At 68.8% G+C, this 26980-nt stretch carries 23 protein-coding genes, 3 pseudogenes and 1 other annotated feature; of the genes and pseudogenes, 11 read left to right on the top strand and 15 right to left on the bottom strand.

Features of this window, described 5'->3' with window-relative positions; all coding sequences use genetic code 11:
* Nucleotides 1-21: 21 nt before the first annotated feature.
* From LZP97_RS21130 to LZP97_RS21120, 3 genes are all read right to left on the bottom strand, one after another.
* Nucleotides 22-1263, bottom strand: coding sequence for a 2Fe-2S iron-sulfur cluster-binding protein (locus LZP97_RS21130; RefSeq protein WP_234574910.1), 1242 nt, complete (start codon nucleotides 1261-1263; stop codon nucleotides 22-24).
* 247 nt (nucleotides 1264-1510) lie between these two features.
* Complete coding sequence (locus LZP97_RS21125; RefSeq protein WP_234574908.1) at nucleotides 1511-2455, bottom strand: FAD:protein FMN transferase; 945 nt, start codon at nucleotides 2453-2455, stop codon at nucleotides 1511-1513.
* Between the two features lie 299 nt (nucleotides 2456-2754).
* A complete protein-coding gene (locus LZP97_RS21120; RefSeq protein ID WP_006937108.1) occupies nucleotides 2755-3030 on the bottom strand; it encodes a hypothetical protein in 276 nt (91 codons plus the stop codon).
* Between the two features lie 131 nt (nucleotides 3031-3161).
* Here LZP97_RS21120 and LZP97_RS27505 point away from each other — a divergent pair.
* The 3 genes and pseudogenes from LZP97_RS27505 to LZP97_RS21110 form a co-directional block, all read left to right on the top strand.
* Nucleotides 3162-3329 (top strand): annotated as a pseudogene (locus LZP97_RS27505) (response regulator); the annotation flags it as partial.
* 104 nt (nucleotides 3330-3433) lie between these two features.
* On the top strand, nucleotides 3434-3841 hold the full coding sequence (locus tag LZP97_RS21115) for a winged helix-turn-helix domain-containing protein (protein ID WP_006937104.1): 408 nt from the start codon (nucleotides 3434-3436) through the stop codon (nucleotides 3839-3841).
* Nucleotides 3838-5232: a sensor histidine kinase gene (locus tag LZP97_RS21110; RefSeq protein WP_102031809.1), complete on the top strand. Its 1395-nt coding sequence runs from the start codon at nucleotides 3838-3840 to the stop codon at nucleotides 5230-5232. The genes LZP97_RS21115 and LZP97_RS21110 overlap by 4 nt, the downstream gene beginning before the upstream one ends.
* A gap of 288 nt (nucleotides 5233-5520) precedes the next feature.
* On the opposite strand, the gene LZP97_RS21105 is transcribed toward LZP97_RS21110, so the two are convergent.
* From LZP97_RS21105 to LZP97_RS21095, 3 genes are all read right to left on the bottom strand, one after another.
* Nucleotides 5521-6746, bottom strand: a protein-coding gene (locus LZP97_RS21105; RefSeq protein ID WP_096824248.1) for an IS3 family transposase whose coding sequence is annotated in 2 segments (ribosomal slippage) — nucleotides 5521-6464 and nucleotides 6464-6746 — 1227 coding nt in all. Because the reading frame shifts where the segments join, the coding sequence is not laid out codon by codon here.
* Nucleotides 6343-6477 (bottom strand) — a sequence feature (AL1L pseudoknot). Its footprint overlaps the gene before it by 135 nt.
* A complete protein-coding gene (locus LZP97_RS21100) occupies nucleotides 6712-7266 on the bottom strand; it encodes a hypothetical protein (protein ID WP_040273299.1) in 555 nt (184 codons plus the stop codon). The genes LZP97_RS21105 and LZP97_RS21100 overlap by 35 nt, the downstream gene beginning before the upstream one ends.
* Nucleotides 7267-7316: 50 nt before the next feature.
* Nucleotides 7317-8321 carry an inorganic phosphate transporter gene (locus LZP97_RS21095; RefSeq protein ID WP_040273301.1) on the bottom strand — a complete coding sequence of 335 codons (1005 nt, stop codon included), beginning with the start codon at nucleotides 8319-8321 and terminating at the stop codon, nucleotides 7317-7319.
* 619 nt (nucleotides 8322-8940) lie between these two features.
* Here LZP97_RS21095 and LZP97_RS21090 point away from each other — a divergent pair.
* A complete protein-coding gene (locus LZP97_RS21090; RefSeq protein ID WP_006936613.1) occupies nucleotides 8941-9498 on the top strand; it encodes an ATP-binding cassette domain-containing protein in 558 nt (185 codons plus the stop codon).
* Nucleotides 9495-11039, top strand: coding sequence for an ABC transporter permease (locus LZP97_RS21085; RefSeq protein WP_048774358.1), 1545 nt, complete (start codon nucleotides 9495-9497; stop codon nucleotides 11037-11039). Before LZP97_RS21090 ends, LZP97_RS21085 begins: the two co-directional genes overlap by 4 nt.
* A gap of 12 nt (nucleotides 11040-11051) precedes the next feature.
* Here LZP97_RS21085 and LZP97_RS21080 read toward each other — a convergent pair whose 3' ends face one another.
* Genes LZP97_RS21080 through LZP97_RS21070 form a run of 3 tightly spaced genes read right to left on the bottom strand, consistent with a single transcriptional unit; the run spans nucleotide 11052 to nucleotide 13347 of the window.
* Entirely contained in the window at nucleotides 11052-11381 is a 330-nt protein-coding gene (locus LZP97_RS21080; RefSeq protein ID WP_040273305.1) for a cupin domain-containing protein, read from the bottom strand.
* Nucleotides 11378-12574, bottom strand: a complete 1197-nt coding sequence (locus LZP97_RS21075) for a sensor histidine kinase (RefSeq protein WP_006944402.1) — start codon at nucleotides 12572-12574, stop codon at nucleotides 11378-11380. The genes LZP97_RS21080 and LZP97_RS21075 overlap by 4 nt, the downstream gene beginning before the upstream one ends.
* A complete protein-coding gene (locus LZP97_RS21070; protein ID WP_082061311.1) occupies nucleotides 12571-13347 on the bottom strand; it encodes a response regulator transcription factor in 777 nt (258 codons plus the stop codon). Before LZP97_RS21070 ends, LZP97_RS21075 begins: the two co-directional genes overlap by 4 nt.
* Before the next feature lie 787 nt (nucleotides 13348-14134).
* Between LZP97_RS21070 and LZP97_RS21065 the strand changes: the two genes are divergently transcribed.
* A complete protein-coding gene (locus LZP97_RS21065) occupies nucleotides 14135-14836 on the top strand; it encodes a DUF305 domain-containing protein (RefSeq protein WP_040273309.1) in 702 nt (233 codons plus the stop codon).
* A gap of 95 nt (nucleotides 14837-14931) precedes the next feature.
* Here LZP97_RS21065 and LZP97_RS21060 read toward each other — a convergent pair whose 3' ends face one another.
* Nucleotides 14932-15762 (bottom strand): F510_1955 family glycosylhydrolase, encoded by an 831-nt coding sequence (locus tag LZP97_RS21060; protein WP_082170442.1) that lies wholly within the window; start codon nucleotides 15760-15762, stop codon nucleotides 14932-14934.
* 871 nt (nucleotides 15763-16633) lie between these two features.
* Between LZP97_RS21060 and LZP97_RS21055 the strand changes: the two genes are divergently transcribed.
* The 4 genes from LZP97_RS21055 (at nucleotide 16634) to LZP97_RS21040 (ending at nucleotide 21718) form a co-directional block, all read left to right on the top strand.
* Entirely contained in the window at nucleotides 16634-17344 is a 711-nt protein-coding gene (locus LZP97_RS21055) for a class I SAM-dependent methyltransferase (protein ID WP_006938857.1), read from the top strand.
* 554 nt (nucleotides 17345-17898) lie between these two features.
* Nucleotides 17899-19335 (top strand): apiosidase-like domain-containing protein, encoded by a 1437-nt coding sequence (locus tag LZP97_RS21050; protein ID WP_040273313.1) that lies wholly within the window; start codon nucleotides 17899-17901, stop codon nucleotides 19333-19335.
* Nucleotides 19336-19955: 620 nt separating this feature from the next.
* Nucleotides 19956-20228, top strand: coding sequence for an SHOCT domain-containing protein (locus LZP97_RS21045; protein ID WP_308116383.1), 273 nt, complete (start codon nucleotides 19956-19958; stop codon nucleotides 20226-20228).
* Nucleotides 20225-21718 carry a multicopper oxidase family protein gene (locus LZP97_RS21040; RefSeq protein ID WP_234574906.1) on the top strand — a complete coding sequence of 498 codons (1494 nt, stop codon included), beginning with the start codon at nucleotides 20225-20227 and terminating at the stop codon, nucleotides 21716-21718. The genes LZP97_RS21045 and LZP97_RS21040 overlap by 4 nt, the downstream gene beginning before the upstream one ends.
* A 601-nt stretch (nucleotides 21719-22319) precedes the next feature.
* On the opposite strand, the pseudogene LZP97_RS21035 reads toward LZP97_RS21040, so the two are convergent.
* Nucleotides 22320-22765, bottom strand: a pseudogene (locus LZP97_RS21035) (Nramp family divalent metal transporter); the annotation flags it as partial.
* Between LZP97_RS21035 and LZP97_RS21030 the strand changes: the two are divergent.
* Nucleotides 22764-22940 (top strand): annotated as a pseudogene (locus LZP97_RS21030) (divalent metal cation transporter); the annotation flags it as partial. The pseudogenes LZP97_RS21035 and LZP97_RS21030 sit on opposite strands and share 2 nt — an antisense overlap.
* A 131-nt stretch (nucleotides 22941-23071) precedes the next feature.
* Here the strand turns inward: LZP97_RS21030 and LZP97_RS21025 are convergent.
* The 4 genes from LZP97_RS21025 to LZP97_RS21010 all read right to left on the bottom strand — a co-directional run bounded on the left by LZP97_RS21025 (nucleotide 23072) and on the right by LZP97_RS21010 (nucleotide 26970).
* Nucleotides 23072-23692, bottom strand: a complete 621-nt coding sequence (locus LZP97_RS21025) for an Rv2732c family membrane protein (protein WP_006941855.1) — start codon at nucleotides 23690-23692, stop codon at nucleotides 23072-23074.
* A 48-nt stretch (nucleotides 23693-23740) separates the two neighbouring features.
* Nucleotides 23741-24274, bottom strand: a complete 534-nt coding sequence (locus tag LZP97_RS21020; protein ID WP_006941857.1) for a hypothetical protein — start codon at nucleotides 24272-24274, stop codon at nucleotides 23741-23743.
* A gap of 29 nt (nucleotides 24275-24303) precedes the next feature.
* Nucleotides 24304-26070, bottom strand: coding sequence for an aa3-type cytochrome oxidase subunit I (gene ctaD / locus LZP97_RS21015; RefSeq protein WP_006941859.1), 1767 nt, complete (start codon nucleotides 26068-26070; stop codon nucleotides 24304-24306).
* A gap of 117 nt (nucleotides 26071-26187) precedes the next feature.
* Complete coding sequence (locus LZP97_RS21010; protein WP_006941861.1) at nucleotides 26188-26970, bottom strand: hypothetical protein; 783 nt, start codon at nucleotides 26968-26970, stop codon at nucleotides 26188-26190.
* Between the last annotated feature and the right edge of the window lie 10 nt (nucleotides 26971-26980).

Raw genomic sequence — 26980 nt, 5'->3', positions numbered from 1 at the left:
GAACCCGTTCGCAGCAAGCCGTTACAGATCCAGAGTCAGCAGAGGACTGCGGGAGCGGGACACGCAGGGATACATGACGTTCTGCTCGTCTTGCTCACGCGTGTGCGGGATCGAGTCGAAATGCTCGGCGTGCCCGCTGATCACCCGCACCGCACACGCACCGCACACCCCCTCGCGGCAGGACGCGACGACCGGGACGTGGGCGTGCTCGAGGGCCTCGAGGAGCGATTCGTCCTCGGTCACCTGCACGTGACGGCCGCTGCGGGCGCACACGACCTCGAAGGGACGAGGCCGAGCAGTCGGCGTGATCGGTGCGGCGGTGAAGTGCTCGACGTGCAGGCGCGCAGGGGGGACAAGGGTTGTCACCTCGTCGGTCATCGATGCGGGGCCGCAGCAGTACACCATGGCCGTGGTGCCGGTCAGAATGCGGGTCAGGTCCGGCCGGGTGCCGGTTTCGTCGCGGGCGAGGATGCTGACCTGTTCGGGCCATCGTTGCTCGAGTTCGTCGCAGAAGACCATGGCGTTGCGGCTGCGCCCGATGTAGATCAGTCGCCACGACCGGTGCGCGGGCAGGGATTCGATCATCGTCTTGATCGGGGTGATGCCGATGCCGCCGGCGAGAAAGAGGTAGTCACCGGCCGGTTCGAGGCAGAAGTGGTTGTCCGGGCCGGACACGCCCACGACGGTGCCAGGGACGGCGTGCTCGTGCACCCAGGCGCTGCCCCCACGCGAGTGCGGCGGCCGGTGCACCGCGATGCGGTAGCCGGTGCGCTCGGCCGGGTCACCGCACAACGAGTATCGGCGTTGCAGTCCGTTCGGCAGGTGCACCGTCGGGTGGGCGCCGGGTTGCCAAACCGGCATTGAGGTCCCGTCCGGCGGTGCCAGGTCGAGCCCGACGGTGTCGGCTGCCAGGGGGTGCACCGCGGTGATGGTCATCGGCTGGGGCATCGCACGCGATTGCGGAGTCGACGCTTCGGTGACGCGCCGACCGGGGCTGAACAAGGTGCGCACCAGGGCCGCCACCGTCGCCGAGACCAGCAGGACGAACGCGACGAGCCGATAACCCCAGGTGCCGACGTCGGTGCCGGACCATCCGGCGTGGAAGGACACCAGCACCACAGCTCCGTAGCTGCCGTAGTGCAGCGCTTTCCACCACCGCCGCGGCAGGCGGGTGCGCAGCAGCGAGGATCCGTAGACGGCCAACAGCAGGTAGAACGCCACGATGCCCAGGGCGACCGGCCAGGGCCGGTAGTCGGCAGCCAACGGGACGAGCAGGTCGGTGACCGAGAACCGGTCCAGGTATCGAGCATGAGGGAGAACAGGTGCAGTCCCGTCATGATCAGGGCCGTGCCGCCGAGCCAGCGGTGCATCTCGTGCAGCCACGCCGGATTGTCGACTGCCCGCAGAATGCGGGTCGACAGCAGAACCCCCCACAATGCCGAGGTGGTCATCGTCACCCACGCGACCAGGGCGCTGGCGCGGGTGACATACCACCACAGGTGCGGGTCGCTCATTCGAACTCGCTCCAGTTCACGGATCGGTGTTGCTGTCGGTCGGCGGTGAGCACCAAGGCGACGGCGCCGAGGTGCGGGGCTCGGCGCACCAACCGGTCGGGTTGCGGGGTGAAGGCGAGCTTGGTCAAGGCTTCGGCCCGGGCGCCGGTTCCGGCCACGACTGTGGCGGTCACCGTCGAGGTGCGGGCGTTCACCCCGGTGGCCGGATCGATCAGGTGGTGGGCCGGGCCGTAGCTGCCGGTCCACACGCGCACCAAGCGGCTCGAGGTGGCCACGGCTCCGCCGGCCAACCGCACCACAGTCAGCAACCCGCCCGGAGTGAAGGGGTCCTCGATGCCGACGGTCCAGGCACCCTCGTCGGGCGGTGCGCCGGCGACGACGAGGTCTCCCCCAACCTCGGCGAGCACTCCGTCGGCGCCGTGGTCGAGGGCGAACTCGGAGAGCATGTCGGCGGCCAATCCTTTGCCGAGTCCCCCGGGATCGAGGGTGGTGCCCCGGGGAAGCCGGACATCGAGGCCGTCGATGTCGATCTCGGAGACCGCGGCCGGCCAGGTGGCGGTGTCGGGCAAGGTGGTGCGCCGGGTCGGATCGGTGCAGCTGCCGGCGTAACCGGCGGCAACCAACTGAGGAAGGATGGTGGGGTCGAAGGCGCCGTCGGTCATCGCCCACGCCCGGACCAACTCGGTCACCAGATGTACGGTGTCGGGCCGCACCCGCACCGGGCGTCCTTGTGCCCAGTTCAGCCGCCAGATGTCGCTGGTGTCGAGGAAACGACTCCACGCCTGTTCGAGTTCGGCCAGCCGCGCGAAACACCGGTCGGCCAGGCCGGCCGGACCGCCCACCACGGTGATCGCTGCGGTGCCGCCCATGGCGGGGCGGCGATCGTGCTGCACGGTCCCCGTGGTCGGCGAGCCGTGGTCGCAGTGTTCGGAAGTCCTCACTTCGGGTGGAAGCATCATCTCAACCTCCGGATCCACGGGAGATCGCCTGCGGGGCGGTGACCGCACCGCGGGACGTGCTCGGTGCGGGTATCGCCGCCGGTACCGGGCGATCGGCGGAGGTTCCGGGTGCAGCCGACGGTACGCCGACGTTGGAGCCAGCCGGATCGGCCGTTCGCGCAGGTGGGGTGTCGGGGGTGTGCACGGCCATGCCGGTAACGAGGGCGAGTACGGCGCCGCCGGACAGGGCGGCGCTGGCGATCTTCGAGCGCAGTGCCGGTGACCGTTGCGGTGCGTTCCGGTCAGTCGTCGGGCTCATGTTCGCTCCTGCGCCGGAAGGAGTACTCCTCGTCCGGCGACTCATCGTCCTTTGCCGGCGCGGTGGCAGGGGGCGTGGATGTCTGCTGCGTCGATGCTCCGCTGTCCGCGGGCGAAGTGCCGGGAACCAGGACTTGGTCGGCGCGCCCGATGTCGCTGGTGGACGAGGCGTTGAGGATCCGGGTGTTGACGGCCAGGGCGGCCGCTCCGATCACCAGGATGAACACCACGGCCACGATCACCGCTGTTTTCGATCTCATGGGTCCACCGTAGGGACGCTCCGGTGAAGGAGGATCCGAGAAAGATCCAAGATTCGTCCAAGATCGACCCAGGGTCCGCCGCGGGACCCGCCGCTCGGTGACGACCCTGGGGGTGAGCCGATAATGCGCATGTGCTGGTTCTCGTGGTCGAAGACGACGACTCCGTTGCCGACGGAGTGTGCGGCGGATTGATCCGTGCCGGATTCGAGGTCCGGCGGGTGGCCACCGGCGCCGCCGCTGTGGCCGCGGTGTCCGAGACCGGCCCGGATTTCGTGTTGCTGGATCTGGGGTTGCCGGACATGGACGGCACCGATGTCTGCCGCACCATTCGTGCCGGATCGAAGACCCCGATCATCGTGTCAGCGCTCGTGCCGACGAGATCGACCGGGTTCTGGCCCTCGAGATGGGAGCCGACGACTACGTGGTCAAACCGTTCGGCATGCGCGAGCTCGTCGCCCGCATCCGCGCCGTCGGCCGACGCGTGGCCGACTCCGGTGACACCCCACAGGCCCGGGCAGGGATACAGACGGTCGGGACGCTGACCATCGATCGCCGGACTCAGCGCGTGCACCTCGGAGAGCGTGAGATACACCTGACCGCCAAGGAGTTCGACCTACTCTGCCATCTCACCGAAGATCCCGGGGCGGTGTACCGGCGCTCGGAGATCTTGCATCAGGTGTGGGGCGGCAACTGGTACGGAACCAGCAAAACCCTCGACGCCCATGTGGCCGCCATCCGGAAAAAGCTCGGTGATCCCGGCTGGATCGAGGCCGTACGTGGAGTCGGCTTCCGGATCGCGGTGCCCACGTGAGATGGCAACTGATGGCCGCGTTCATGGCCGTCACCCTGGCCGTGGTGATCGTGCAGGACCTCCCCCTCGGGAGCTATCTGATGCGAACCGAACGCGAACGCATCACCACCGCCCTCGAACGGGATGCGTTCCTACTCGCCGGCCGCAGCGAGGAGGTGCTCGAGACCGGCGGCCCTGATCCCGCCCTGGTCGCCGATGCCCAGCGCTACTACCGCAGCAGCGGCGCCCGAGTGGTGATCGTCGACACCTCCGGCACTGCTGTGGTCACCTCCGACGACGACCAGGCCACCGCCGGTTCCTCCTACCGCTCCCGCCCGGAAATCGGTACTGCCCTGTCGGGACAGATCACCACCGGTCAACGTCGTTCGGACAGTCTCGGCACCGATCTGCTCTTTGTGACCGTGCCCGTGCTCAGCGGGGAACAGGTCGTCGGTGCGGTACGGCTGACCTATCCGGCCCAGGTGGTGGCCGACCAGGTTCGCGGCCAACTACGCATGCTCTGGCTCGTCGCCGTCGTCACCGTGATCGTGGCTGGCATCGTCGCCTTCCTCATCGCCGGCACGGTGACCCGCCGCCTGCAGCAGCTGCGCCGTACCACCGAACATCTGGCCGAAGGGCACCTCGGCGCCCGCACACCCGAGGGTGCCGGCGCACCGGAGATCCGCAGCCTGGCAAGGTCGTTCAACCGGATGGCCGACCGTCTCGAATACCTGTTGCGGCAGCAGCGCGCCTTCGCCGGTGATGCGTCGCACCAGTTGCGTACCCCGTTGACCGCGCTGCGGCTGCGCCTCGACGGCGCCGCCGACCTCGTCGACGCCGATCCCGAGGCGGCCCGTCGAACACTCGCGTCGGCGCAGGACGAGGTGCTGCGGCTGCAGCACCTCATCGATGCGCTGCTGGTGCTCAGCCGTGCCGACGATTCCGGCACCGCAGCGCAGCAGACCGATCTGGCCGAGGTGGCGCGCGCCCGCATCGAGCAGTGGGAACCCCTCGCCGACGAATCCGAGGTGCGGATCACCGTGACGGCACCTGCGGCAGCGCTCGTGCTCGCCGTGCCCGGCGCTGCCGAACAGATCATCGACAATCTGCTCGACAACGCCCTGGCCGTGTCCTCGCCCGGCAGCACCGTCGAGGTCACCGTCGACAAGGCCGCCACCGACGCGGTGGACCTGCATGTGCTCGACCACGGCCCTGGTCTGTCCGCCGAGAACCGCATCCGGGCCTTCGACCGGTTCTGGCGCGCTCGCACCGACACCGAAGGCAGCGGACTCGGCCTGGCCATCGTCGCCCAGCTTGCCCGCGCCAGCGGAGCCACCGCCGAGCTGCTGCCCCGCAGCCCATACGGTGGCCTCGACGCGCACGTTCGATTCCGCGCCGTGACGCCGCGGTAGACCATCGATTCCGCAGACGCCAGGCGATGCCCGGACAAGGACCCTTATGCTTCCCCGCTCGACCTCGTCCCGGCGACGTCGCCGGCCTCACCTCGGGGCGGGCCGTCACCGGGACTTGTACACCGAGTACCAGATGCGCCGTGCGACGCGCAGCACGGCGCTGTGCAGGTGTTCTGCGCGGTGGTACAGTTCCCGACGGCGTAACTCCCGTCGGATGTCGGGCTCGTCCTCCAGGGCGGCAATCTGTCAAGTCCTGAGTCTTGTTGAGGCTGAGCGTGTGTTCAGTTCTCAGGCCGCAGAGGCGGCCGGCCGTTGTGCGTAGTAGGCGGTCTCGATCTCGGCCGGGGTGCGATAGTCGAGCATGCCGTGGACCCGTTCGGTATTGAACCAATGCACCCATTGCGCGGTAGCGGCCTCGACGTCTTCCCGGCCGGTCCAAGGGCCGTCGAGGAAGATCAACTCGGCCTTGTACAGCGAATTCAGCGTCTCCGCCATGGCATTGTCGTAGGAGTCCCCCTTGGATCCGACCGAGGCGACCGCGGCGGCCTGGTCCAGGGTCTGGGCGTAGCGGAGCGCTCGGTATTGCACGCCGCGGTCGCTGTGGTGCACCAGTCCGGTGACGTCCTGGCCTGCGCGTCGTCGTGCCCACAGGCCCATCTTCAACGCGTCGAGGGCCAGGTCGGTGTACATCCGCGTCGAGGTCTGCCAGCCGACGATCATGCGGGAAAACACGTCCAGGACGAACGCGACGTAGACCCATCCGGACTGTGTGCGCACATACGTCAGATCGGCCACCCACAATTGGTTCGGCGCGGTGGCCGTGAAATCCCGCTCGACGAGGTCACGGGGCCGATCGGTCTCCGGTGCCGGCTTCGTCGTGCGCGGCCATTTCCCGCGCACGGTGCCACGGACACCGAGTTCGCGGCAGAGTCGCTCGATGGTGCAGCGGGCCACCTCGTGACCTTCCCGGACCAGTTGGGCGTGGATCTTGCGGATCCCGTAGACCCGCATCCTCGGGTGGGAGTGGATGCGCATGATGTGTTCTTTGAGGAGGGCATCGCGGCGTGCACGGACGCTCGGTTCGCGGCCTATGAAGGCGTAGTAGGTGCCCGGGGCGATCTTGACCTCGGTGTTCTCGGACAGAACGCGACAGATCGGTTCGATCCCCCAGCGGTGTTTGTGCTCGTCGATGAAGGCAACGATCACTTCAGTCGGCGGTCGAACTCCGCCTTCGCGAAAAACGCTGTAGCAGAGCGAAGTATCTCCATCGACTGTCGTAGTTCGCGGTTCTCCTTCTCCAGGCGGCGGATGCGCGCTTCGGCGTCGACCGGCTCGGTCGGGAGCTCGTCGTCTTCGGCCTTGCGCACCCAGGTCCGCAGGGCTTCCTTGTGGACACCAGTCTGCTCGGCGATCCGGTTGATCGCGCCGGTGCGGGTGTCGGGGTCGCGGCGGGCTTCGACGGCGAGTCGGGTCGCTCGCTCACGGAGTTCCTGGGGGTATTTGTAGTTCGCCATGATGAGTCTGGGGGTGATCCTTCCGGGATATCTGGCTCACCCTCAATGAAACCAGGGACGATTCAATCGCAACCCGATAAGCGTGTTCGGCCGCCGACAGTTTTTCGATGGTCCGGTCCGCGTACGTCGCGGCGGTGCCACGCGGCAGCGCACGCAGCCCGTCCAGCAGAGGAACCGCCGCATCGGCCAGGGCGTCGAGCAGCCCCACCAGGTAAGGGTCCGGTTCGGTGCACGTCAGCCCCGCACACGACAGTTCCGATTCCCGGACCAGCGCATACCCGGCCTCCGGGATCTCACCGAGACGTTCCCCCAGTTCGAACAGATCCTCCGCCTCGAGCGGCGTGCTGAAACTGTCGCGTACGGCGTTGTGGAGGTCGCGACGCGCGGCATGCTCGGCTGCAGTGGCACTGCGCAGCTCCGCGACGGCATCACGGGTGAGAATCTCATCGTGCCCCCAGCGACGCAGGATGCGCATGCTCTGCTCCACGGTGGCCGCTTGGGCCTGCAACAGGGCGAGCACGTCGAACGACCGAGGCAGAAACCAAGAGGCAGGCAGGTGGGGCCAACGCATCAGATCGCCTGCCAGATCGGAAACAACGCCGCCCCCAGCAGGGCGGTCGCCGGCAGCGTGACGATCCAGGCCGAGCCCATCTCTTCGACCACCTTCCAGTGCACATGGCGCATGCGTCGCTGCGCCCCCACACCTACCACGCCGGCCGCGACGACGTGCGTGGTACTCACCGGTGCCCCGACGAGAGCAGCTCCGAAGATCACACCGGCGGCGCCGCCTTGGCTGACCAGGCCGTCGAGCGGGGTCATCCGGTACACCCCGCGGCCCACGGTTCGCACGATCCGCCAGCCACCGAACGCGGTTCCGGCGGTCAAGCTGGTCGCGGCCGCAAGTTTGACCCACAGCGGAACCGTGAACTCCGCCAACTGCCCGCTCGCGACGAGCAACAAGGTGATCACGCCCATCGACTTCTGCGCGTCGTTGCCTCCGTGGCTGAACGCGAGCGTGGCGGCCGTGACCCATTCGGCCTTGCGGACCGGGGCGAGCACACGGTGCCGGGCCCGCCGCACCAGCCGCCATGCGACCGCCCCGAGCAGAGCGCACGCGAGAGCGCCCAGGACAGGTGAGATCGCCAGTCCCAGAAGAATTCCCACAACGCCTGTGGGACGGCCGTCGGAGAATCCACCCCACTGCACTCCGGCCACTCCGGCGGCGACCAGGGCTGCACCGACCAGCCCGCCGACGAGGGCATGCGACGAACTCGACGGCAGCCCGAATCGCCACGTCAGCAGATTCCACGCAATCGCCGCGGTGAGCGCGGCGCCGACCGCGGCGACCGTGACATCGGCGGGCAACTCGACGACCCCACCGACCGTGTCGGCCACGGCCGTGCCCAGGAGCAGCGGTCCGGCGAAATTCCCAGCCGCGGAGAGCACGAGCGCGTGTCCCGGCCGGGCAGCCCGGGTGGCGACAAGTGCGGCAATCGAGTTGGCCGAGTCGTGAAAGCCGTTGGTGAGGTCGAACGCCAACGTCGTCACAATGGCCAGCAGCACGGGGACATCCACCGGTCAGTCCGCTCGGCCGCAGGGCAGGTGCCCGGCAGCAGTCTTCGAAGACCGCGGTGCGTCCAGCGCAACCACATTCGTCGGCGTCCTTTCGGGGAGGGCCGCATCGCTGCAGCCGGCACGCGAGCCGGGAGGAATCGACGTGAGCGAGATGACGGCCATGTTCCTCCGGCGGTGATCGGCGCGGCGCCTATGATCCGGGCACCATTGTGCAGTAGGTCCAGCCCCGGGGACATTCCAGTGGGCACCGTTGCGGCGTCGACGGCCCGGTGTGCGTTGTCCGCGTCGGCTGGAGCGAAGTCACCGCGCCCGCCGGGCCATGTCGCGCAGATCGCTGCGTCCCGATCTGCAATGACTGGGCTTCTTCAGCAGATCTTCACGGATCTCGTCCTCGGCTACCGCCGCAGGCATCTACCGTGGGGGCACCACCGCTGCCGCGGCCGGACCGCCGCGGGTCGGTGACCTGTCCGGTCGGAAGCATCCGAGGTGCGCGATGGCTGTATCGGGGTCCGAGCCCGCCGAGCCCACGGCCGGTGCGACGGCGGTGGCGGTGTTGGCGGCCGAGGGCATCGAGAAGAGCTTCGGTCGCGGCTGGTGGCCGCGACGGCACCGCACCCCGGTGTTGCGCGGGGCGGACCTGGTGCTGCGCCCCGGGGAGGTTGTCGGGCTGGCGGGGGAGAACGGCTCGGGCAAGTCGACGCTGATGAAGATTCTCGTCGGGGACCTGCGGGCCGATGCCGGCTGTGTGCGCCGTCCGCGGCGGCTGGGCTACTGCCCGCAACAGCCGGTGGTCTACGAACGGCTCACGTGCGACGAGCACTTCGAGTTGTTCGGTCGGGCGTACCGGATGAGCCCGGAGGTTGCGCACCGCTCGCGCGGCCACCTGTACGCCACGTTGGGGTTCGACCGCTACGCCGGCACCCGTGCCGACCGGTTGTCGGGCGGGACGCTGGCGAAATTGAACCTGGGGCTGGCGCTGCTGGCCGATCCGGAGGTGTTGCTGCTGGACGAGCCGTATGCCGGGTTCGACTGGGATACCTATCTGCGGTTCTGGGAGATCGTGGCGCAGCGTCGGCAGGCGGGCCGCTCGGTGTTGATCATCAGTCATTTCGTGGCGGACGAGCAACGGTTCGATCGCATCGTCGATCTGCGGGAGGGCCGGACGGTGCCGCGATGAGCCTCGCCCCCACCGTGCGGTCGGCGGTCGGCGACGTCCGGGCGCTGATCGGCCGGTTCCTGGCCGACTACGCCCGCAACCCGGTGAACCTGCTGGTGCTGGTGATTGTGCCTGTGGTGTTCGTGATCGTCGCGGCTGGAGCGATGGCCGATGCGGCCCGGCTGCTCGGTGGCGCGGGCGGACCGGCGGTGGAAACGGCGACGGCCGGGTGGGCGGCGGGTTTCCTGGCCGGGATCGCGATGTACTTCCAGATCAATGCCGCCCGCGCGGCGGACCGTCGACTGGTGTCGGCGGGCCTGGCGACAGGGCGGCTGGTGCTGGCCCGGCTCGGCACCGGCCTGGTGTTGGCGGTGCTGGTCTCGGCGGTGGCGTTGCTGGCGCTGGCGGTGCGGGTCGGCATCGATGCTCCGGTGCGGGTGACGGTGGGCACGATGATGTTCGCGATGATCTACCTGGCGATCGGGGCGATGGTCGGCGCACTGGTGCCCAATCCGGTCAACGGCACCGTGCTGATCCTGTTCGTCTGGATCGTCGACGTGTTCTTCGGGCCGGCGATCGGCTCGGCGGAGCGGGTGGCCACCCGCGGATTTCCCACCCACTTCGTGACGCTGTGGATGGTGGATGTGCCCTCCCGCCACGGCGGAAAGGTCGGGGACCTGGGATGGGCACTGGTGTGGATGGCCGGGGCTCTCCTCGTCGGGGCGGTGGTGGTCACCACCACGGTCGGCGGGGTGCGCCGCAGCGGTGGGCTCAGCGGCCGGGCCGGGCGGGCGGATCGGTTCGCGGTGGGGCTGGACATGGGGTTGCGGGACTGGCGCCGCAACCCGGTGCTGTGGGTGCTGCTGGTGGTGGTGCCGATCGTGTTCATCGCGTTGTCGAAGGCGATGACCGTCCCCGAGTTCGGGATGTTCTCCCTGGTCGAGGACGGACGAACGGTGACGGAGGTGTTCTGGCTGCCGGACGTGCATGCCGGGACCATGACTCCGATCGCCATTGCGTCGCTGTCGGCGCTGGCCGGGTTGTTCGTGGTACTCGATGCGCGCAGCGGTGATCGGCGACTGTCGCTGGCCGGCTTCGGTGCCGGGGTGCTGCTGGCGGTCCGGTTGACGGTGATCGCGGTGGCGGCGGTGGTGGTGACCGCCTCGTCGTTGCTGGTCACCGCCGCGGTGTTCGATGCGCGTCAGTGGGGCCTGTACGCGGCCGGGAACCTGCTGCTGGCGTTGACCTACGGGCTGGTGGGGGTGTGTCTGGGACCGTTGTTCGGGCGGGTGGGCGGGGTATTCATCGCGTTCTTGGTGCCGTTCGTGGATCTGGGAATCGGGCAGAGCCCGATGCTGCGGCCGCAGCCGTCGCAGTGGGCGCAGACGCTCCCCGGCTACGGCGCGACCCGGATGATCCTCGACGGCGGGCTGACCGACAGTTTCGACGCCGCCGGGCCGTTGCTGGCTGCGCTGGGGTGGCTGGTCGGGCTCACTGCGGTGGCGGCCTGGTTGTTCCGCCGGGCCCCGGCGAGCCCGCCGCGGCCCGGCTCCGGGCTCTGAACCACCCGGAGGTCAGTATTTGGCGACGGTGAGCAGCGCGACTGTGTCGGCGACGGCGTCGATCCGGTGCCGGGTGCGGGGTAAGGCGATCAGGTCCCCGCTGCGTCCGTCCCAGCTCGTCCGGTCGGCGACGACACGGATGCGCCCGCGCAGGATGTACACCGTGGCCTCACCGGGACTGACGTGCTCGGCCATGGACTGTCCGGCCTGCAACGCCACGAGAGTCTGCCGCAGCACGTGTTCGTGCCCGCCGTAGACGGTCTCGGCGCTGCGGCCGCTGGGCGCGGCGGCGGCATGCGCGGCCAGGTGCCGGGCGAGCGCGTCGAGGGAGAACTTGTTCATGGCTGCCCCCGGGGGCCGGTGTGCTCGATGCCCCGCGACAGGGTGGTACGCGCGCCGGTGCGGGTGGGCAGGTGCACGGTGAACCGGGCGCCGGCCCCCGCCCCGGGGCTCTCTGCGGTGAGGGTGCCGCCGTGGGCTTCGACCAGGGCGCGGGCGATGGTCAACCCGATACCGCTGCCGCCCTCCTGGTAGCGGCGGGAGGTGTCGGCGCGGTAGAAGCGGTCGAACAGATGCCCCAGGTGCTCGGCCGCGATGCCCTCGCCGGTGTCGGTGACGGTAATCTCGGCCCACCGGTCGTCGACGTCGGCGGTGACGGTGACGGCGCCCCCGGCGGGGGTGTGGCGCAGGGCGTTGTCGAGCAGGTTGCCCAGCACCTGCCCGATCCGGTCCGGGTCGACGATCACGGCGGTGGGCCGCTCGAGATGGTGGATCAGGGTGACGTTCCTGGCGGCATAACGATCGGTGGCGGCGCGGACCGCGGCCTCGACCAAGGTCGCGGTGTCGGTGGGCACGGGATCGATGGACAGCCGACCCTCTTCGGCGCGGGAGACCGCGCCCATGTCCTCGGCGAGCCGTTCGAGTCGGGCGGTACTCGACCGCAGAATCGTCAGCGTTTCGGTGTCGGCGACACGGATGCCGTCTTCGAGGGCCTCGAGGTGGGCATCGAGGGTGGCCAGCGGGGTGCGCATCTCGTGGGCCAGGTCGGAGAGCATGCGGCGGCGGGTGGTTTCCACCGAGTCCAGCCGAGCGGCGAGCTGGTTGAACGTCTCGGCGAGCTGGTCGAATTCGTGTCCGAGACCGGGCCCGGGCAGACGTACGTCGTAGTGGCCGCCGGCGATCTCGGTGGCCGAGGCAGCCACACCGGTGATCGAGCGCTGCACCCGGCGGGTGAAGTACCAGCTCACCGCCAGGGCCATCAGCACCGAGACCACCAGGGCGATGGCCAGTGAGATGATCATCGCCGAAGTGAACGCCTCCTCGACGTGGGCCGCCTCGGTCGAGACGTGCTCGATGCCGGCCTGCTGCAGATGATCGTGGAACAGTCCCGGGGCGACGGCGGCCGCGACCAGCCAGGCGCTGATCGCACCGCCGACGACGACGATCGCCTGCGCGGCCAGTAGCCGACTGCCGAATCCGGCACTGCGACGCGCGGGCCTCGGCCCTGCTGCTGTGGGCGGGGGTGGTGTGCTCATTGTCCGGCTCCCATCCGGTATCCGACACCACGCACGGTGCGCACGAACACCCCGCGGGTGGCGTCGTCGCCGAGTTTGCGGCGCAGGTGCCCGATGTGCACGTCGACCAGGTGTTCGTCGCCGACCCAGCTCGGGCCCCACACCGCGGTGATGAGCTGCGCCCGGGTGAACACCATGTTGGGGTGTGCGGACAGCGCGGCGAGGAGGTCGAATTCGGTGCGGGTCAGGGCGATCGGGGTGTCGTCGACCCGCACCTCGCGGCCGGCCGCATCGAGGGTCAACGACCCGAACGTACGGCGGCCGGTATCGGTGCCGGACTGCGCGGGGGTGCGGCCGTCCCCGGTCGAGGGTCGGGGGCGCCGCAACATGGCCTGGATGCGGGCGATGAGTTCACGCGGGCTGAAGGGTTTGGTCATGTAGTCGTCGGCGCCGACCGACAGGCCGACCAGGGTGTCGATCTCGTCGGCGCGGGCGGTGAGCATGACGACGTAGGCGTCGGAGAACGTGCGCAGCTGCCGGCACACCTCGATCCCGTCCAGGTGCGGCAACCCGAGATCGAGCACTACGACATCCGGATCGACCTGCCGGGCCCGGGCGACGGCGTCGAGGCCGTCGTGCACGAGCGTGACCTCGAAGCCGGCGCGGTCGAGGTAGGTGCCTACCACTGTGGCGAGGGACACCTCGTCCTCGACCACCAGGGCTCGCAGGCCGGTGGGGGGGACCGCAGGGCCCGGGGCGGAGTCGGGGGTGCGCTGAGCGGAGTCGGCTGCCATGGTCCCATCCTGGCCACCGCCGCGACCCGGTGGCGATGTTCTTCAGAGAACCTTCATCGAACGCGCCCCCGCGACACCGGGTGACCGGACCAGACTGGGATCTACGCCGTGAGGGAAGGGAGCAGTCGTGATGTGGGGAGCGGCCACGATGGGCTGGATCGTCATGTCCCTGATCCTGGTCGGTTTCTGGGCGCTGGTGGTGTTCGGCATCGCCGCGGTCTTCCGTTTCCCGCACGCCGCACCGCCACCCCGCCGCGTCCGACGGCGACCGATCCGCTGCAGGTCCTCGACCGCCCGGCTCGCGGCAGGTTCGACACCGAGGAGTACCGGACCCAGGGGGCGGGCGTGGCGTTCTCCTCGGTAGATCTGCAGGTCGGCGGCGCCGATCACCCTCCCCTACAGAGATTGGGCACGCGCGGGACGAGTAACCCGCTCGAGACGGGACAGGGCCGCAGCGTAGGCGCCTACCGACGGGCACTGTGGGTGTGGCCTCGGATCCGGACTCGAGGGTGATGGGCGCCGTGCCCTACTGGGAGGGCGGAGTTGTCCGAAACGGGGCGCGGTGATTCTTCAGGAAATCTTCACAGAAAGCTCTGCATTGTCATCGGGTGCGGCTGACAGGCTCGGATATGCACCGGTGCGCCGGCCGACCGGTCGGCTGCAGATCGAGCTGTATCGCACGGTGAGCGCTCCAGGGGTTTGCCCCGATCCCCGAAGGGGGATGCTCTCTTCGATGCGACCGCGGTGGGTTCGCCCGGTGCGTGCACACGAGGAAAGGAATGTGCTTGTGAGGAAGAAGTCTCTGGCCACCGGCGCCGTGGCGGTCGCCGCGGCGCTCATCCTGGCTGCCTGCAGCGACTCCGGCAACAACCAGGCCACCGAGGCGACCACGTCGGCTGCGGTGAGCGCCACCGCCTCCGCCGAGGCCGCCGCGGACCACAACCAGGCCGATGTGACCTTCGCCCAGCAGATGATTCCCCACCACTCCCAGGCCATCGAGATGAGCGACGTCATCCTGGCCAAGGAGGGCATCGATCCGCGGGTGACCGAACTGGCCCAGCAGATCAAGGCTGCCCAGGGACCGGAGATCGAGCAGTTGCAGGCCTGGCTCACTGCGTGGGGCCAGTCCACCTCCTCGCCCACGTCTGCGACGAGCACCCCGAACATGCCGATGTCCTCGCCCGGGATGGAAATGCCCGGGCACGACATGCCGATGCAGTCCACCACCATGCCCGGCGGCGGCCAGATGGGTGGGATGAGCGGAATGATGTCGGCCGAGGACATGGCCGCGCTGCAGAACGCCCAGGGCGTCGATGCGTCCCGGCTGTTCCTGACCCAGATGATCGAACACCACCGCGGCGCGATCGAGATGGCGCAGACCGAGGTCGATTCCGGCCAGAATCCCGACGCGGTGGCCATGGCCCGCACCATCGCCGACACGCAGCAGCAGGAGATCACCACGATGGAGAACATCTTGTCCTCGCTGTGACGCAGTCCCTCGATCGAGGGCACCGCACCAGGCCCGGCCCGCACGTGCGGGCCGGGCCTGTGCCATGTTCAGCTGCCGGAGACCACCTCGGGAGGTCAGGTCAAGGTGTACAGCGCTTCGTCGGTGGCGGCATACGCGGTCTCGAAGCCGGTGGCGGTCAGCGTCTCGACCTGCCCGACGTATACCCGCTGCTCCCAGGTGGCACCGTCACGGCTGCGCCAGGCGTAGCCGTCGGCGTCGACGCCCCACAACCCGTCACCGGTGCCGGCCAGCATCAGCAGGGCGGGTGCGTCGGTGATGGGCGTGAAGGTGCGCGCCAGGTCGGTGCTGCGCTCGAGACCGGCAGGTGTGATCGCCCAGATCCCAGCCGGAGTCACAGCCAGGGACGCGGCCGCTACCCTGGCCCCCGCGCTCCACGTGGTACCGCCGTCGGTGGATATCCGGATCCCCTCGGTGCCGTCGAAACCGACCACCATGGTTCCATCGGTGGCCAGGGCGTGGAAGTCGACCTCCCCGAGAAGAGAACGGTCACTCCAAGTCTGTCCGCCGTCGTCGCTGCGGCGCAGCCCGAGCGGATTCGGGGCCGAACTCGATCGGCCAGGGTGTCCCGAGGTGACCAATGTGTCGGTGCCGGGTACCCCAGCCAGTCCCATCAGGTCGTCGTCGGAGGCGCCGACCTTGCGGGTGGCACCGGACGGATCGACCGCAAGCAGTCCGCTGTGGGTGCCGGCCAGGACCGTGCCGGCGGCATCGACGGCCAGCCCGTGGACGTGATCGAGTGCCGGGGCCAATGTGACGCTCGGTGCGGTGAGAGCGCCGGAGGGTGCAGTCGCCGCACTGGAGGTCTCAGCGGACGAGCATCCGGCCACGAGTAGGGCAGCTGCGGCCAAGGCCGACACCGCGCCCGATAGGCGGGGCACAGACATACGGGAGATTCCTTTCTTCGAGCCGGAAGCGAGGCACCCGGCAAAAGCATCAGGCCGAGACCGGTGCGTCTGTCAGCGCCGGCGAGGAGGGTGGGTGCGCAGCAGCCGAAACAGTCGTCCCAGCCAGCGTCCCCGACCCACACTGGACACCGGCCCGGCGCTGAGATTGCCGGGCATAATGTCCGCGTGTCTTCCGCCCCCGAGCTCCCGAATACCTCGGGAGCGAGCCTCGACGACCATACCCCGCCCGGTACAACGGGACTTCAGCGGCGGGCCCCGAGGATCCACTGCTGTCGCGCACGGCCATCGCAAGTCGAGATCCGATGAAGATCTGTTGAAGAAAAACGGATTTCGTATGCGGGAAATCACTCGGTGAACGATGAAGGATGACAGTGGAAAGTATCCGCACCCGAAAACTGCTCGGGCTCGAGGAAGGTCACGACTGTGAACATGATGGGCATGATGGATCAGGCGCACACCTTGCTGCACCAGTTGATGATGTGGCTGCACCAGATGAGCGGGATGCCGATGATGAACATGCCGATGTAGTGAGCTGTCGACAGAATCGACGCGGACGTCCCGGGAGGTGGGTCCGGCACGGGTCCGGATCGCCGACCTCGATCATCACCGCCGACATCCCGTGACCCCTTGACGGTGCGAGCTGATGCAGCGACGGCCTTCGGGATCGCCAGAGCCTCTGCGGACCGAGCAGCGCGACCACCGGATAAGACCATCAGCGCCACGGCGGGCGCGGCAAGCGCAACGCTCGTCACGCCCGCCCACGTCACCGGCTCCCGCGTAGGGCAGGATCCGCTTGACATCATCGCGGGCGCATCATCTTCGAGGCAGAAATACCATGACGCAACCACCGATGGATGCCCAGGTCCGCTTCTGGACCGAGTGGGTCGAAGACTCCGCCCCCCGCGAAAACAATCCCGGCAACGAACGACGCGGAAAATACGTGCTCGAGGCGGTCCGGTCGGTGACCCGACCGAACATGCGCATCCTGGACATCGGCTGCGGAACAGGATGGTTGTCGCTCCAGCTCGCCGAGTTCGGGACGGTCACCGCCCTCGATCTGCCCTCCAAGACCATCGACCGGCTCAAGACCACCCACCCGGAGATCACCTGGATCAGCGGCGACTTCCTGACCACCGACCTCCCCCAGGGCTTCGATGTGGTGGTCTCGGTCGAGACCATCGCCCATGTGCCCGATCAGGAGAAGTTCGTCCGCAAGATCGCCGCGCTGCTGGTGCCGGGCGGCACCGTCGTGCTGACCACGCAGAATCCGCCGATCTGGAACCGTACCCGGGCGCTGCGCCCTCCCGGCCCGGGGCAGATCCGCAATTGGCCCTCACGGGCGCGTCTGCAGGAGCTGTTCACCCCGTACTTCGATCTTCAGCCGCTCCGCACGTGTGCGCCGAGTGGGGATCGCGGGCCGCTGCGCCTGCTGCACAACCGCATCTCCCGAGCGGTCGGGACCCGGCTGTTCGGCCGCGAGCGGTGGATCCGCTGGCGGGAACGGGTCGGGCTCGGGTGCAGCCTCGTCCTGGTGGGCACGCTCGCCCACCCCGTCGAATGAATCTCTCCGAGTCCTTGTCGGTCGACACCCCAGGGACCCGCCCTCGGCGGATTCGCCCACCCTCCCATCGGCTCCTGCCCGACGCACAGATACCGGAGCCGAGCACTGTTGCGCCCCGACTTCAGAGGCAGGGCGCAACAATACTCAAGATGGCCACCCGGTGCAGAGTCCCCGCCACCCTCTACACCACCGTCGTTACTCCCGCCCACCCGTGGACCGCGGCCCCGGTCGCCGCCCACTCTCGGCGGGGACGGGCTTACTCTCGGCGGGGCCGGGCTTACTCTCGGCGCAGCACCCACCTGACGACGGCTCGCTCGAGCAGATGAGGTGCAAACGCCCCGGAAATCGGACACCGTCCGGCCCTGCGCCGGGCACCCGGCCGCACAATCCGGTCAATACCGAATCGACCAGGCGGCACAAGACATCCAATCGATTCGAAGTCGGGACCGATCGCCGCATACCGCCACTGCCTGGGCACCAGGGCACGGACACGACCGGCGCCACGTCGATACACCAGTCCCCCGGCTTCCGCGCCCCGGCAAAGTGGGGGAACGATGAAACGAACAGCGGCCATGCTCGCGCTGATGATGGCCGCGAGTTGTTCGGACGCCGGCGACTCCGGCGGCGCGCAGATCAGCCCGTCGTCACCGACTACCGTGGCGGCAGCCGCACCGTGCAGCGGCCCCGACAGCGCCGACCGGCGCTACATCACCACCATCAGCCCCGACGGACGCTACTTCGAAGACCAGTACGGTGACCCCGTCCTGGTCCGCGGGGACTCGCCGTGGTCCGGTCTGGTGGACTGGTCGCCCGAGCAAGCCGAGCTGTACTTCGCCGATCGGGCGGCCCGCGGATTCAACGCGTCGATCATCTCGGCGATCGGCGCACCCGGCAACGGCGGGCCGAGCGATCAGGGAGCCACCTTCGACGGCATCGAACCGTTCGTCGACGGCGACATCACCGCATGGAACGAGCCGTACTGGGCCCGGCTCGACGAGTACTTCCGGATCGCCTGCCGACACGGAAACACCTTGTTCCTCTATCCGGTGGACGGGTGGAACCTCTCCGACGTGTTCGCCTCGGCCACCCCACAGCAGGCTTTCGTCTACGGCCGGATGTTCGCCCAGCGATACGCGCGGTTCCCGAACCTCGTCTGGCTGACCGGCGGGGACTATTCGCCCGACACCGAGGATCGTGCAGCCGGCGCCGCATCGGACCACGTACTGCGCGCGATGCTCGACGGGATCCGCGCCGCCGGCTCGGACCGGCCGTTCTCGATCCAGCTGGGCGCCGAACGATCCCTGTCCACAGACAACCCGTTCTGGGAACCGCTGGTGGACTGGAACTTCGTCTACATGTACATGCCCACGTACAAGGCGGTGCTCGACGGGTACGCGCGGGCGGCAGGCGCCAGGGATCCGCGCCCGGCCTTGTTCTCGGAGGGAAACTACGAAGGCGAGAACAACCAGTCCGACACCGCGCCGACGACCGACGGGACCCTCCGACGTCAGGCACTGTGGGCGCTGACCTCCGGCTCACCGGGCGAATTCCGTGGCTCCGACGACTGGGAGTTCCGGGACGGGTGGGAGACGCGTCTGGACACCCCCGCCGTCACCCAGCTCGAGGCCATCCGCGAGCTGTGGAACTCGTGGCCGTGGTGGCAGCTGGTGCCGGATGTCGACGAGCCGCTCGTCGTCGACGGGCGCGGCGCTGCATCGACGGACGAGGAGATGGTCGACGTCCTCGACAACGACTACGTCACCGCCGCCCGCACGCCGGACAGATCGCTGGCCGTCGTCTATGTGCCGACACGACGGACGATCCGGCTCGATCCCTCGCTGGTTCCGTCGGGGGCGACCGCCGTGTGGATCGACCCCGCCGATGCCGGTGGCCCCACACAGCCGGCGGACCTCAAACCCGACGGCACCGTTCCCACCCCGGGGGCGAACCGGGACGGCAACGAGGATTGGCTCCTGGCGATCACAACGTGAGCTCTCGACCCGCTGCTGCCCCTCGCCACCATCCTCAGGGTGAGAACAGCAGGCTGCCTCGGCCGGTGAAGCGCGACACCAGCGATCAGGCCTACGTGGTGCAACACGTGCGGCGCGAGCCCGTCAACCGCGTTCCGGTCGCTTCCAAGACGAGAACGGTGTCCGACGTAGGAGTGTCCAGTGCGATGGGATCACCGATTCGGTGAGAGTGGCGCCACCGTCACCGAGGATCCTCTGTCGCGTGGTACGACACGCACCCCACCGCAGTGCATTCGCCGGTGTCGGCCGATACCACGATCGTCTCACCGCTCATGGTCACCGTGGTGGCGAAGGCCCTGTGGGACGTCGATACCGGTGGCCAGAGCCAGCCAGTATCACCGCCCCGCACAGGCTGCTGCAGGCTGCCCAGGACCGCTGACGGGACGGGGTCGACCGCCGAGGTTGTGCCCTGCCTGGGGTCGAAGACAACGCATGGTCCGACGCATCCGGCGCCACCCACCAGGACGGACGAAGGTTCGGTGAAGATCCGTCGTGCGGGGCGGCCGGTACGGCCGAACGGGACTAGGGTGGCACCCGAGGATGATACCGGCGGGGGTATGCGACGTCCGAGGAGGTGCCCGATGGGTGGAATGAACGGATGGGATCATATGGGCGGCTGGGGCGGCATGGGCGGCGCGTCGGGCTGGGGATGGGTGTTCCTAGTGCTGCTGCTCGTCGGGGTCGCGGCGGTGGTCGTCGCCCTGGTCCGGCTGCGCACCGCCGGCCGCGGCGAGCAGAGTCCCGGCGGGGCCGGCCGGTCGTCGGCACGGCAGATCCTCGACGAGCGGTTCGCCCGCGGGGAGATCGACGCCGACGAGTATCAGCAGCGGGTGCGGCAGCTGGAGGACCGGTGACCGGACGCCCGATCGATCGTCGCCGCGCGCTGCAGCTCGGGGCACTGGGGGTAGCCGGGATCGCCGCCGGTGGGCTCGGGCTCTCGCGCACCGGACTGCCGTTCGCGTCCTCCCCCCGCAGCACGATCGCCGAGTCGGGGTTGCCGGTGGTCGAGCCGGCGGTGCTGCGCAGCGAGGCCGGAGTGCTGCGGGTGGAGCTGACGGTGGCCCGCACCCGCCTCGATCAGGCCGGAACGGCGGCGACGATGCTGACCTACAACGGCACGGTGCCGGGCCCGACCTGGCGGGTCCGTCCCGGGGACCGCCTCGAGGTGCGGGTGGTCAACACCCTCGATGCGGCCACCAACCTGCACTTCCACGGCCTGCGCGTGTCCCCCCAGGGCACCGGCGACAATCCGTTCGTCAGCATCGAGCCCGGCCGGAGCTTCGACTACCGTCTCGACGTGCCGCCCGACCATCCCCCCGGCGTGTTCTGGTACCACCCGCATCGGCACGGCTCGGTCGCCGATCAGCTCTTCGGCGGTCTGTACGGCACGATCCTGGTCGACGGCGACGACGCGATCCCGGTTGCGCGGGAGCGGGTGCTGGTGATCTCCGACGTCTCCCTCGCCCCGGACGGCTCCCTCGCCCGGGTGTACCCCCAGCAGGTGATGACCGGGCGGGAAGGAGAGCTGCTGCTGGTCAACGGCCGGCCCGAACCGCGGCTGACCGCCCGCCCCGGGGACCGTGAGCGGTGGCGGCTGGTCAACGCCTGCACCTCCCGCTACCTGCGCCTGACCGTCGATGGTCACCGGCTGCATCTGCTCGGCGTCGACGGCGGCCACGAACCCGGCACCCCCGAGGTCGGTGAGGTCCCCCTGGCCCCGGGCAACCGGGCCGACCTGGTGGTGGACATCGAGGCCGGGACCGGGCAGCTGCGCACCCTCGGCTACGACCGGGGCGGGGCGATGATGGGCATGATGGGCGGCGGCACCGAGTTGTCCGGGCCGGCGATGCTGGCCACCGTCGTCGCCGACGGGCCCCCGGCCGCCGACGCCGGTCCGGTACCGCAGCGGGCAGTCGATCCGGACCTGCGCGGACGCCCCATCGCCGCCTCCCGGGAGATCACCTTCACCATGGGCATGGGCATGGGCGCCATGATGGGCTCCGGGCCCGGCGGGGCGGGGATGAACTTCGGGTTCGACAACCGCGCCTTCGACGCCCGGCGCACCGACCAGGGTCCCGCCGCCGGGACGATCGAGCAGTGGACGATCCGTAACCCCACCCCGATGGACCACCCGTTCCACCTTCACATCTGGCCCATGCAGGTCGTCGAGGAGCACGGTGGACCCGTCGAGCAGCCGAGGTGGCGGGACGTGGTCAACGTCCCCGCGGGGGGCCGGGTGCAGGTGCTGGTCGACTTCACTCGATTCCCGGGGCGCAGCGTGTATCACTGCCACATTCTCGACCATGAGGACGCCGGCATGATGGCCACCGTCGAAGTCCGCTGAGCACACCGGAACAGTGCCCCGAAGGCCAAAGAAGGCACGGGCCAGACGAGCGGGACCGGGCACCACGCCCACTGTCCGTACAAATCTGAACGAATCCCCGGCCCCGCCTCGGACCGACTCGCGTCGCCTCCGGGCGACGGGAAACGAGCAGGCCGCTGGTGGCTGAAGAACACGCTGCCCCTGCACGCCGGAAAAGATGTGCGGTTGCAACCGCGGCACAGCAAGGTGGGACGAAGAGCAAGAATTGGGCAGTCGGCTGCATCCCAGCTCACTGCTCGGCCCAGTATACACACCGACCGCTGCGGCCGAAGTGGCGTCCGAATCGTTGCCCTCCCCATGCGGCTGCTCCGGCTGAGTATGGTCTACATCCTCGCTCGCCTGATCGTCGTGGCAGGGCACATCGGTCTCGCTATGGTCCGGGTGCGCACGCGCGAGCTCGCGGTCTCGCGCCCCTTGGGCGCTGATCGGGGGTCTGTTCCCCTGGGACGGCGGCTTGATGTGCGGCGTGCGCCGGAGGTCGACGACGAGACCGTCGCGCTCGATATCCGGCGTAGGTGTCCGACCCGACCAACCGTGACGGTAAGGACTGTGCGCCTTTATCTTACGGCCGCACGGTCAGGTAGATCAGGGCCAGATTCAAAGCGGTGATAGTCGCTGCGATCGCCCAAGCCAGAGCTGTGGTGACCCGATGGTTGGCCTCGACGCCCATCAGTGCCCGGTCGCTGGTCAATCGCACCAGCGGAATCAACGGCGAACGGAATTCCGAACGAGAGCACCACCTGCGAAAGCATCAGCGCCCGGCTCGGATCGGTTCCGAGAGCCACCACTGCCAGCGCCGGCACGAGGGCGATGAGCCGCCGCGCCAGCAGCGGGATCCGGCGCCTCAGCTGCCCATCCATGATCAACGCCGCCGGCATAGGCCCCGACCGAGGTGGAGGCGAATCCGGAGGCCAACAATCCCAGGGCGAACAGCAACGCCACCGTCGGACCGAGTTCCTGACCCACCGCCGTGTGCGCCCCGTCGATCGAATCGACCTCACCCCGCCCCTATGCGGTGTATCTGCACTCGGGTTTGGTACGGGATCGGCACGGCCGCCCCGAGGCCGGCCCTCGTCGCACGCTGCTACTTGCGGCCACCCGCTGGGATGTCGGGCTGGCCATGGTGGTGGCGGGAACGGTGAATCTGGCCATGTTGCTCATGGCTGCGACGACCCTGCAGGGGTGCTTACCCTACTCTCCTTGATCACCGAGGCGTTCCGGCCGTATTTGCAGAGCCTGATCTGATCCCGGGACCGCCCGGGAACCGGCTCGTGCCCACACCCCTCGTCGGCGCGCACGAGCCGGCCGGGCCGCCTAGGAATCTGTGGGCGGATCCTGCGCGTCGCGGCGGGGCGGGTCGAGCCGGTAGTGGAACTGCTCCGGCAGCTGTGTCTCAGCGTCACGGCGGGCGGCCTCGGCCTCGAGCATCCGGGATGAACGGGCCCAGACCACCTTGATCCAATGGAAGGCCAGCACGAGGACCGCGGCCCAGCCCAGGAATAATCCGGTGCCCGGGCCGGCACCCCCAGCAGCCGGATCGAGGGTCTGCCGCGACCACACCGCCAGCACCGCAAACACCACCGCCAGGGTGCAGCCCGCGGACGCAACCCAGGCAAGCACCCACCGCCGGGTCACCAGCGCCAGCATCGACACCACGATCCCGAATACCGCCGCCAGGATCAGGAAGATCCGGGAGGGCAGGGTAATCGTCTCGGCCACCGCCTGTTCGGAGCCGGCCAGCATCTGCCAGCCGTTGGCGCCGCCGCTGTGAGGCAGGGCAAATGAGAGTGTCAGCACCAGCACCGCCGCGGCGACCACCACTGCCCGAATCCCGGGATCGATCACCGCAGCCACCTGTTGTTCGACGGCCGCCAACTCCTGCCGGCGCTCGGCCGGATCGGGACCCGCAGTGGGCTCGTGCCCAGACTCGGTCATCGCGTTTCCATCCATCCGGTTGGGCTGACCGCCCCGGTGGCGGGGCGGTCACCGAGGGTCGACGAGCAGGCCGGCCTGGGGTTCACCCTGCCAGACTTGCGAGACGACGGTGCAGTACGACCATGCGGAGGTCGACCAGCTGTCGAACGCCTCGGCCAGGCCCGCACCGGCGGCGACCACCCCGGCTGCAGTGAGCACCGTCCGGTTGGCCAGAGCCGCGGCCGGGCTGCTGAGTTCGGCGACCGTGCCGGCCAGCCATCCTGTCACCTCGAGCACCTCACCCGGCACGGCCGGCGCCGAGTCGACCGTCAACGGAGCCGCTGGCCACCGGTACCTCCCCGCACGCAGGTGCACCTCGACCTGCGCAAGAACCTGCTCGAGCGCACGCACGTGGCGGCGCAGCTTGCCCGGACGGGCGATGTGCGCGGCGGTGATCGGCGGCAGCCGGTACAGCCGCTGCGGATCGGGCAGCCCGGCATGGGTGAGCACGAGTGGGGCCAGATCCCGGATCAGCCAGTCGGTCAGCAGTGCGGTGGCGTGGGGTGTGGCCGGCACGGCGACCGCCGGGGTGCGAGAGTACATCTTCGTCTTCCTTCGAGAGATGGGGACGATCACCGAGTGGACGGATCGGTGGGCGCCTCGGGCGCAGACCCGGTCCGTGGTGCGGCGAGCAGCTCCTCGGCGTGCCGGTGCCCCGGTCCGACATGGGCTTCGGCGCGTAGCCGCTCGACCATGTGCGAGTAGTGCAGCTCGAACGCCGGGCGCTCGGAACGGATCTTCGGCAGCTCGGTGAAATTGTGCCGCGGTGGCGGGCACGCGGTCGCCCACTCGAGGGAGTTGCCGTAACCCCACGGATCATCCACGCTCACCACCTGCCCGTACCGGTAGCTCTTGAACACGTTCCACACGAACGGCAGCACCGAGGCGCCGAGCACGAACGACCCGATTGTCGAGACGATGTTGAGCGCGGTGAATCCATCGTCGGGCAGATAGTCGGCGTAGCGGCGCGGCATACCCTCGTTGCCCAGCCAGTGCTGCACCAGGAACGTGGCATGGAAACCGACAAAGGTGAGCCAGAAGTGCCACTTGCCGAGACGCTCGTCGAGCATGCGCCCGGTCATCTTCGGGAACCAGAAGTAGATGCCCGCGTAAGTGGCAAACACCACGGTGCCGAAGACCACGTAGTGAAAGTGCGCCACCACGAAGTACGAGTCGGTGAGCTGGAAGTCCAGCGGCGGGCTGGCGAGGATGACCCCGGACAGGCCGCCGAACAGGAAAGTAACCAGAAAGCCGACCGAGAACAGCATCGGCGACTCGAACGTCAGCTGCCCCTTCCACATGGTGCCGATCCAGTTGAAGATCTTCACGCCGGTGGGCACTGCGATCAGGAACGTCATGAACGAGAAGTACGGCAGCAGCACCGCGCCGGTGGCGTACATGTGGTGCGCCCACACCGCGATCGAGAGCGCGGCGATCCCGAGGGTGGCGTAGACCAGGCCGGTGTAACCGAAGATCGGCTTGCGGGAGAAGACCGGGAAGATCTCGGAGACGATACCGAAGAACGGCAGCGCAATGATGTACACCTCGGGGTGGCCGAAGAACCAGAACAGATGCTGCCAGAGCATCGCCCCGCCACTGCCTGGATCGAAGATGTAGCCGCCGAGCAGCCGGTCGTAGAGCAGGCCCAACAGCGCTGCGGCCAGCAACGGGAACGCCAGCAGGACCAGCACGCTGGTGATGAGGATGTTCCAGGTGAAGATCGACATTCGGAACATCGTCATGCCCGGAGCGCGCAGGCACACGATGGTGGTCACGAAGTTGACCGCCCCCAAGATGGTGCCCAGACCGGAGATGGCCAGACCCACAATCCACAGGTTCGCACCCAAGCCGGGCGAGTGCAGCTCCGAGTTCAGCGGCGCGTAAGCAGTCCAGCCGAAGTCCGCGGCTCCGCCGGGGGTGAGAAAGCCGCTGACCGCGATGAGCGAGCCGAACAGGTACAGCCAATAGCTGAAGGCATTGAGCCGCGGGAAGGCCACGTCCGGGGCACCGATCTGCAGCGGCAGGATGTAGTTGGCGAAGCCGAACACCACCGGGGTGGCATACATCAGCAGCATGATCGTGCCGTGCATGGTGAACAGCTGGTTGTACTGCTCGTTCGACAGGAACTGCAAGCCCGGCACCGCGAGCTCGCTGCGCATGATCAGCGCCATGACCCCACCGAACGCGAAGAATGCGAACGAGGTCACCAGGTACAGCAACCCCAGCACCTTCGGGTCGGTGGTGGTGACCATCTTGTGGACGAAGGCACCCTTGCGTCCCCGTCGCGGTGGTATCGGGCGGGTGGCGGCGGGTGCGGGTGGTGGGGCGAGAGCGGTCATGGGCTGTCCGATCCGGGTTTCTGCGCGAGCGCACAATGATGAGACACTCGGTAGCCTACCCAAATACTATCTAAAATAGTATTTAGACGGTGGGCGTCCCCCTTCTCAGCTTGATTTTTAACCTGCCTGGCTGACGCCGGTCGGTTCCTGCGCGTCGGTTCTGACGCGAATGCCCACGTGGTCGTGGGGTGCGGGTCGGGTGTTCTTCGAGCCGGGTGGCCGTCCGGGGCCGGGTCGGGAGGGTTTCGGTGCACCGGCCGGAGTGGGCATCGTGCGGCGGACGTGCGGAAACCCGCGACGGACCCGGGCCGGGGTCAACCGGCCCGGCGGACGCGGTCGCTCCCAAGGCCTGCGCAGATCTTCGGCCAGGGGCCGGGCGAGCCGCAGTTGGGTGTGCGCCACGATGACGATCCAGGTCCAGCGATCGGCGGCCTCGGGACTGCGGATCTTCGGCGCGGTCCATCCCAGGGTTTGCTTGAACAGGCGGAAGGTGTGTTCGAGGTCGAAGCGGCGCAGGAACATCTGCCAGAGTCGGTCGACGTGGTCGCCTCTTACTGTGGGGTCCGAGTACCAAAGCCACACCGGCGCCGGATGCCGGTCCCCGGGCAGATGCTCGACGGTCAGCCGGATCACCGTGCCCTCGATGATCGGTGGGGGGCCCGGATGCTCGGCCCACACGCCGCGGTGGGTGAGCCTGGGGTGCAATCGGTTCCACGCATCCGCCACCGCCGTACCGTAGCGGTCGGTCACGGTGGCGGTGGTGGTCGCGGGCGGAGGCCAGGTGGTCGGGTCGGCGAAGTGGAACTGCGCCCCGTGCCGCGGTGGGCGACCGGTACGGCCCGGCGGAGGCGCCGGGAAGCACAGCACCCGGTCCCCGCGCATCCGTCCCAGCACGACCACCGGCAGATCG

The sequence above is a fragment of the Rhodococcus sp. DMF-1 genome, from assembly GCF_021441945.1.
GTDB classification, from domain to species: Bacteria; Actinomycetota; Actinomycetes; order Mycobacteriales; family Mycobacteriaceae; genus Rhodococcus; species Rhodococcus ruber.
Note: the sequence above shows the minus strand (reverse complement) of the source record. Positions and strands in the feature narration are given on the sequence as shown.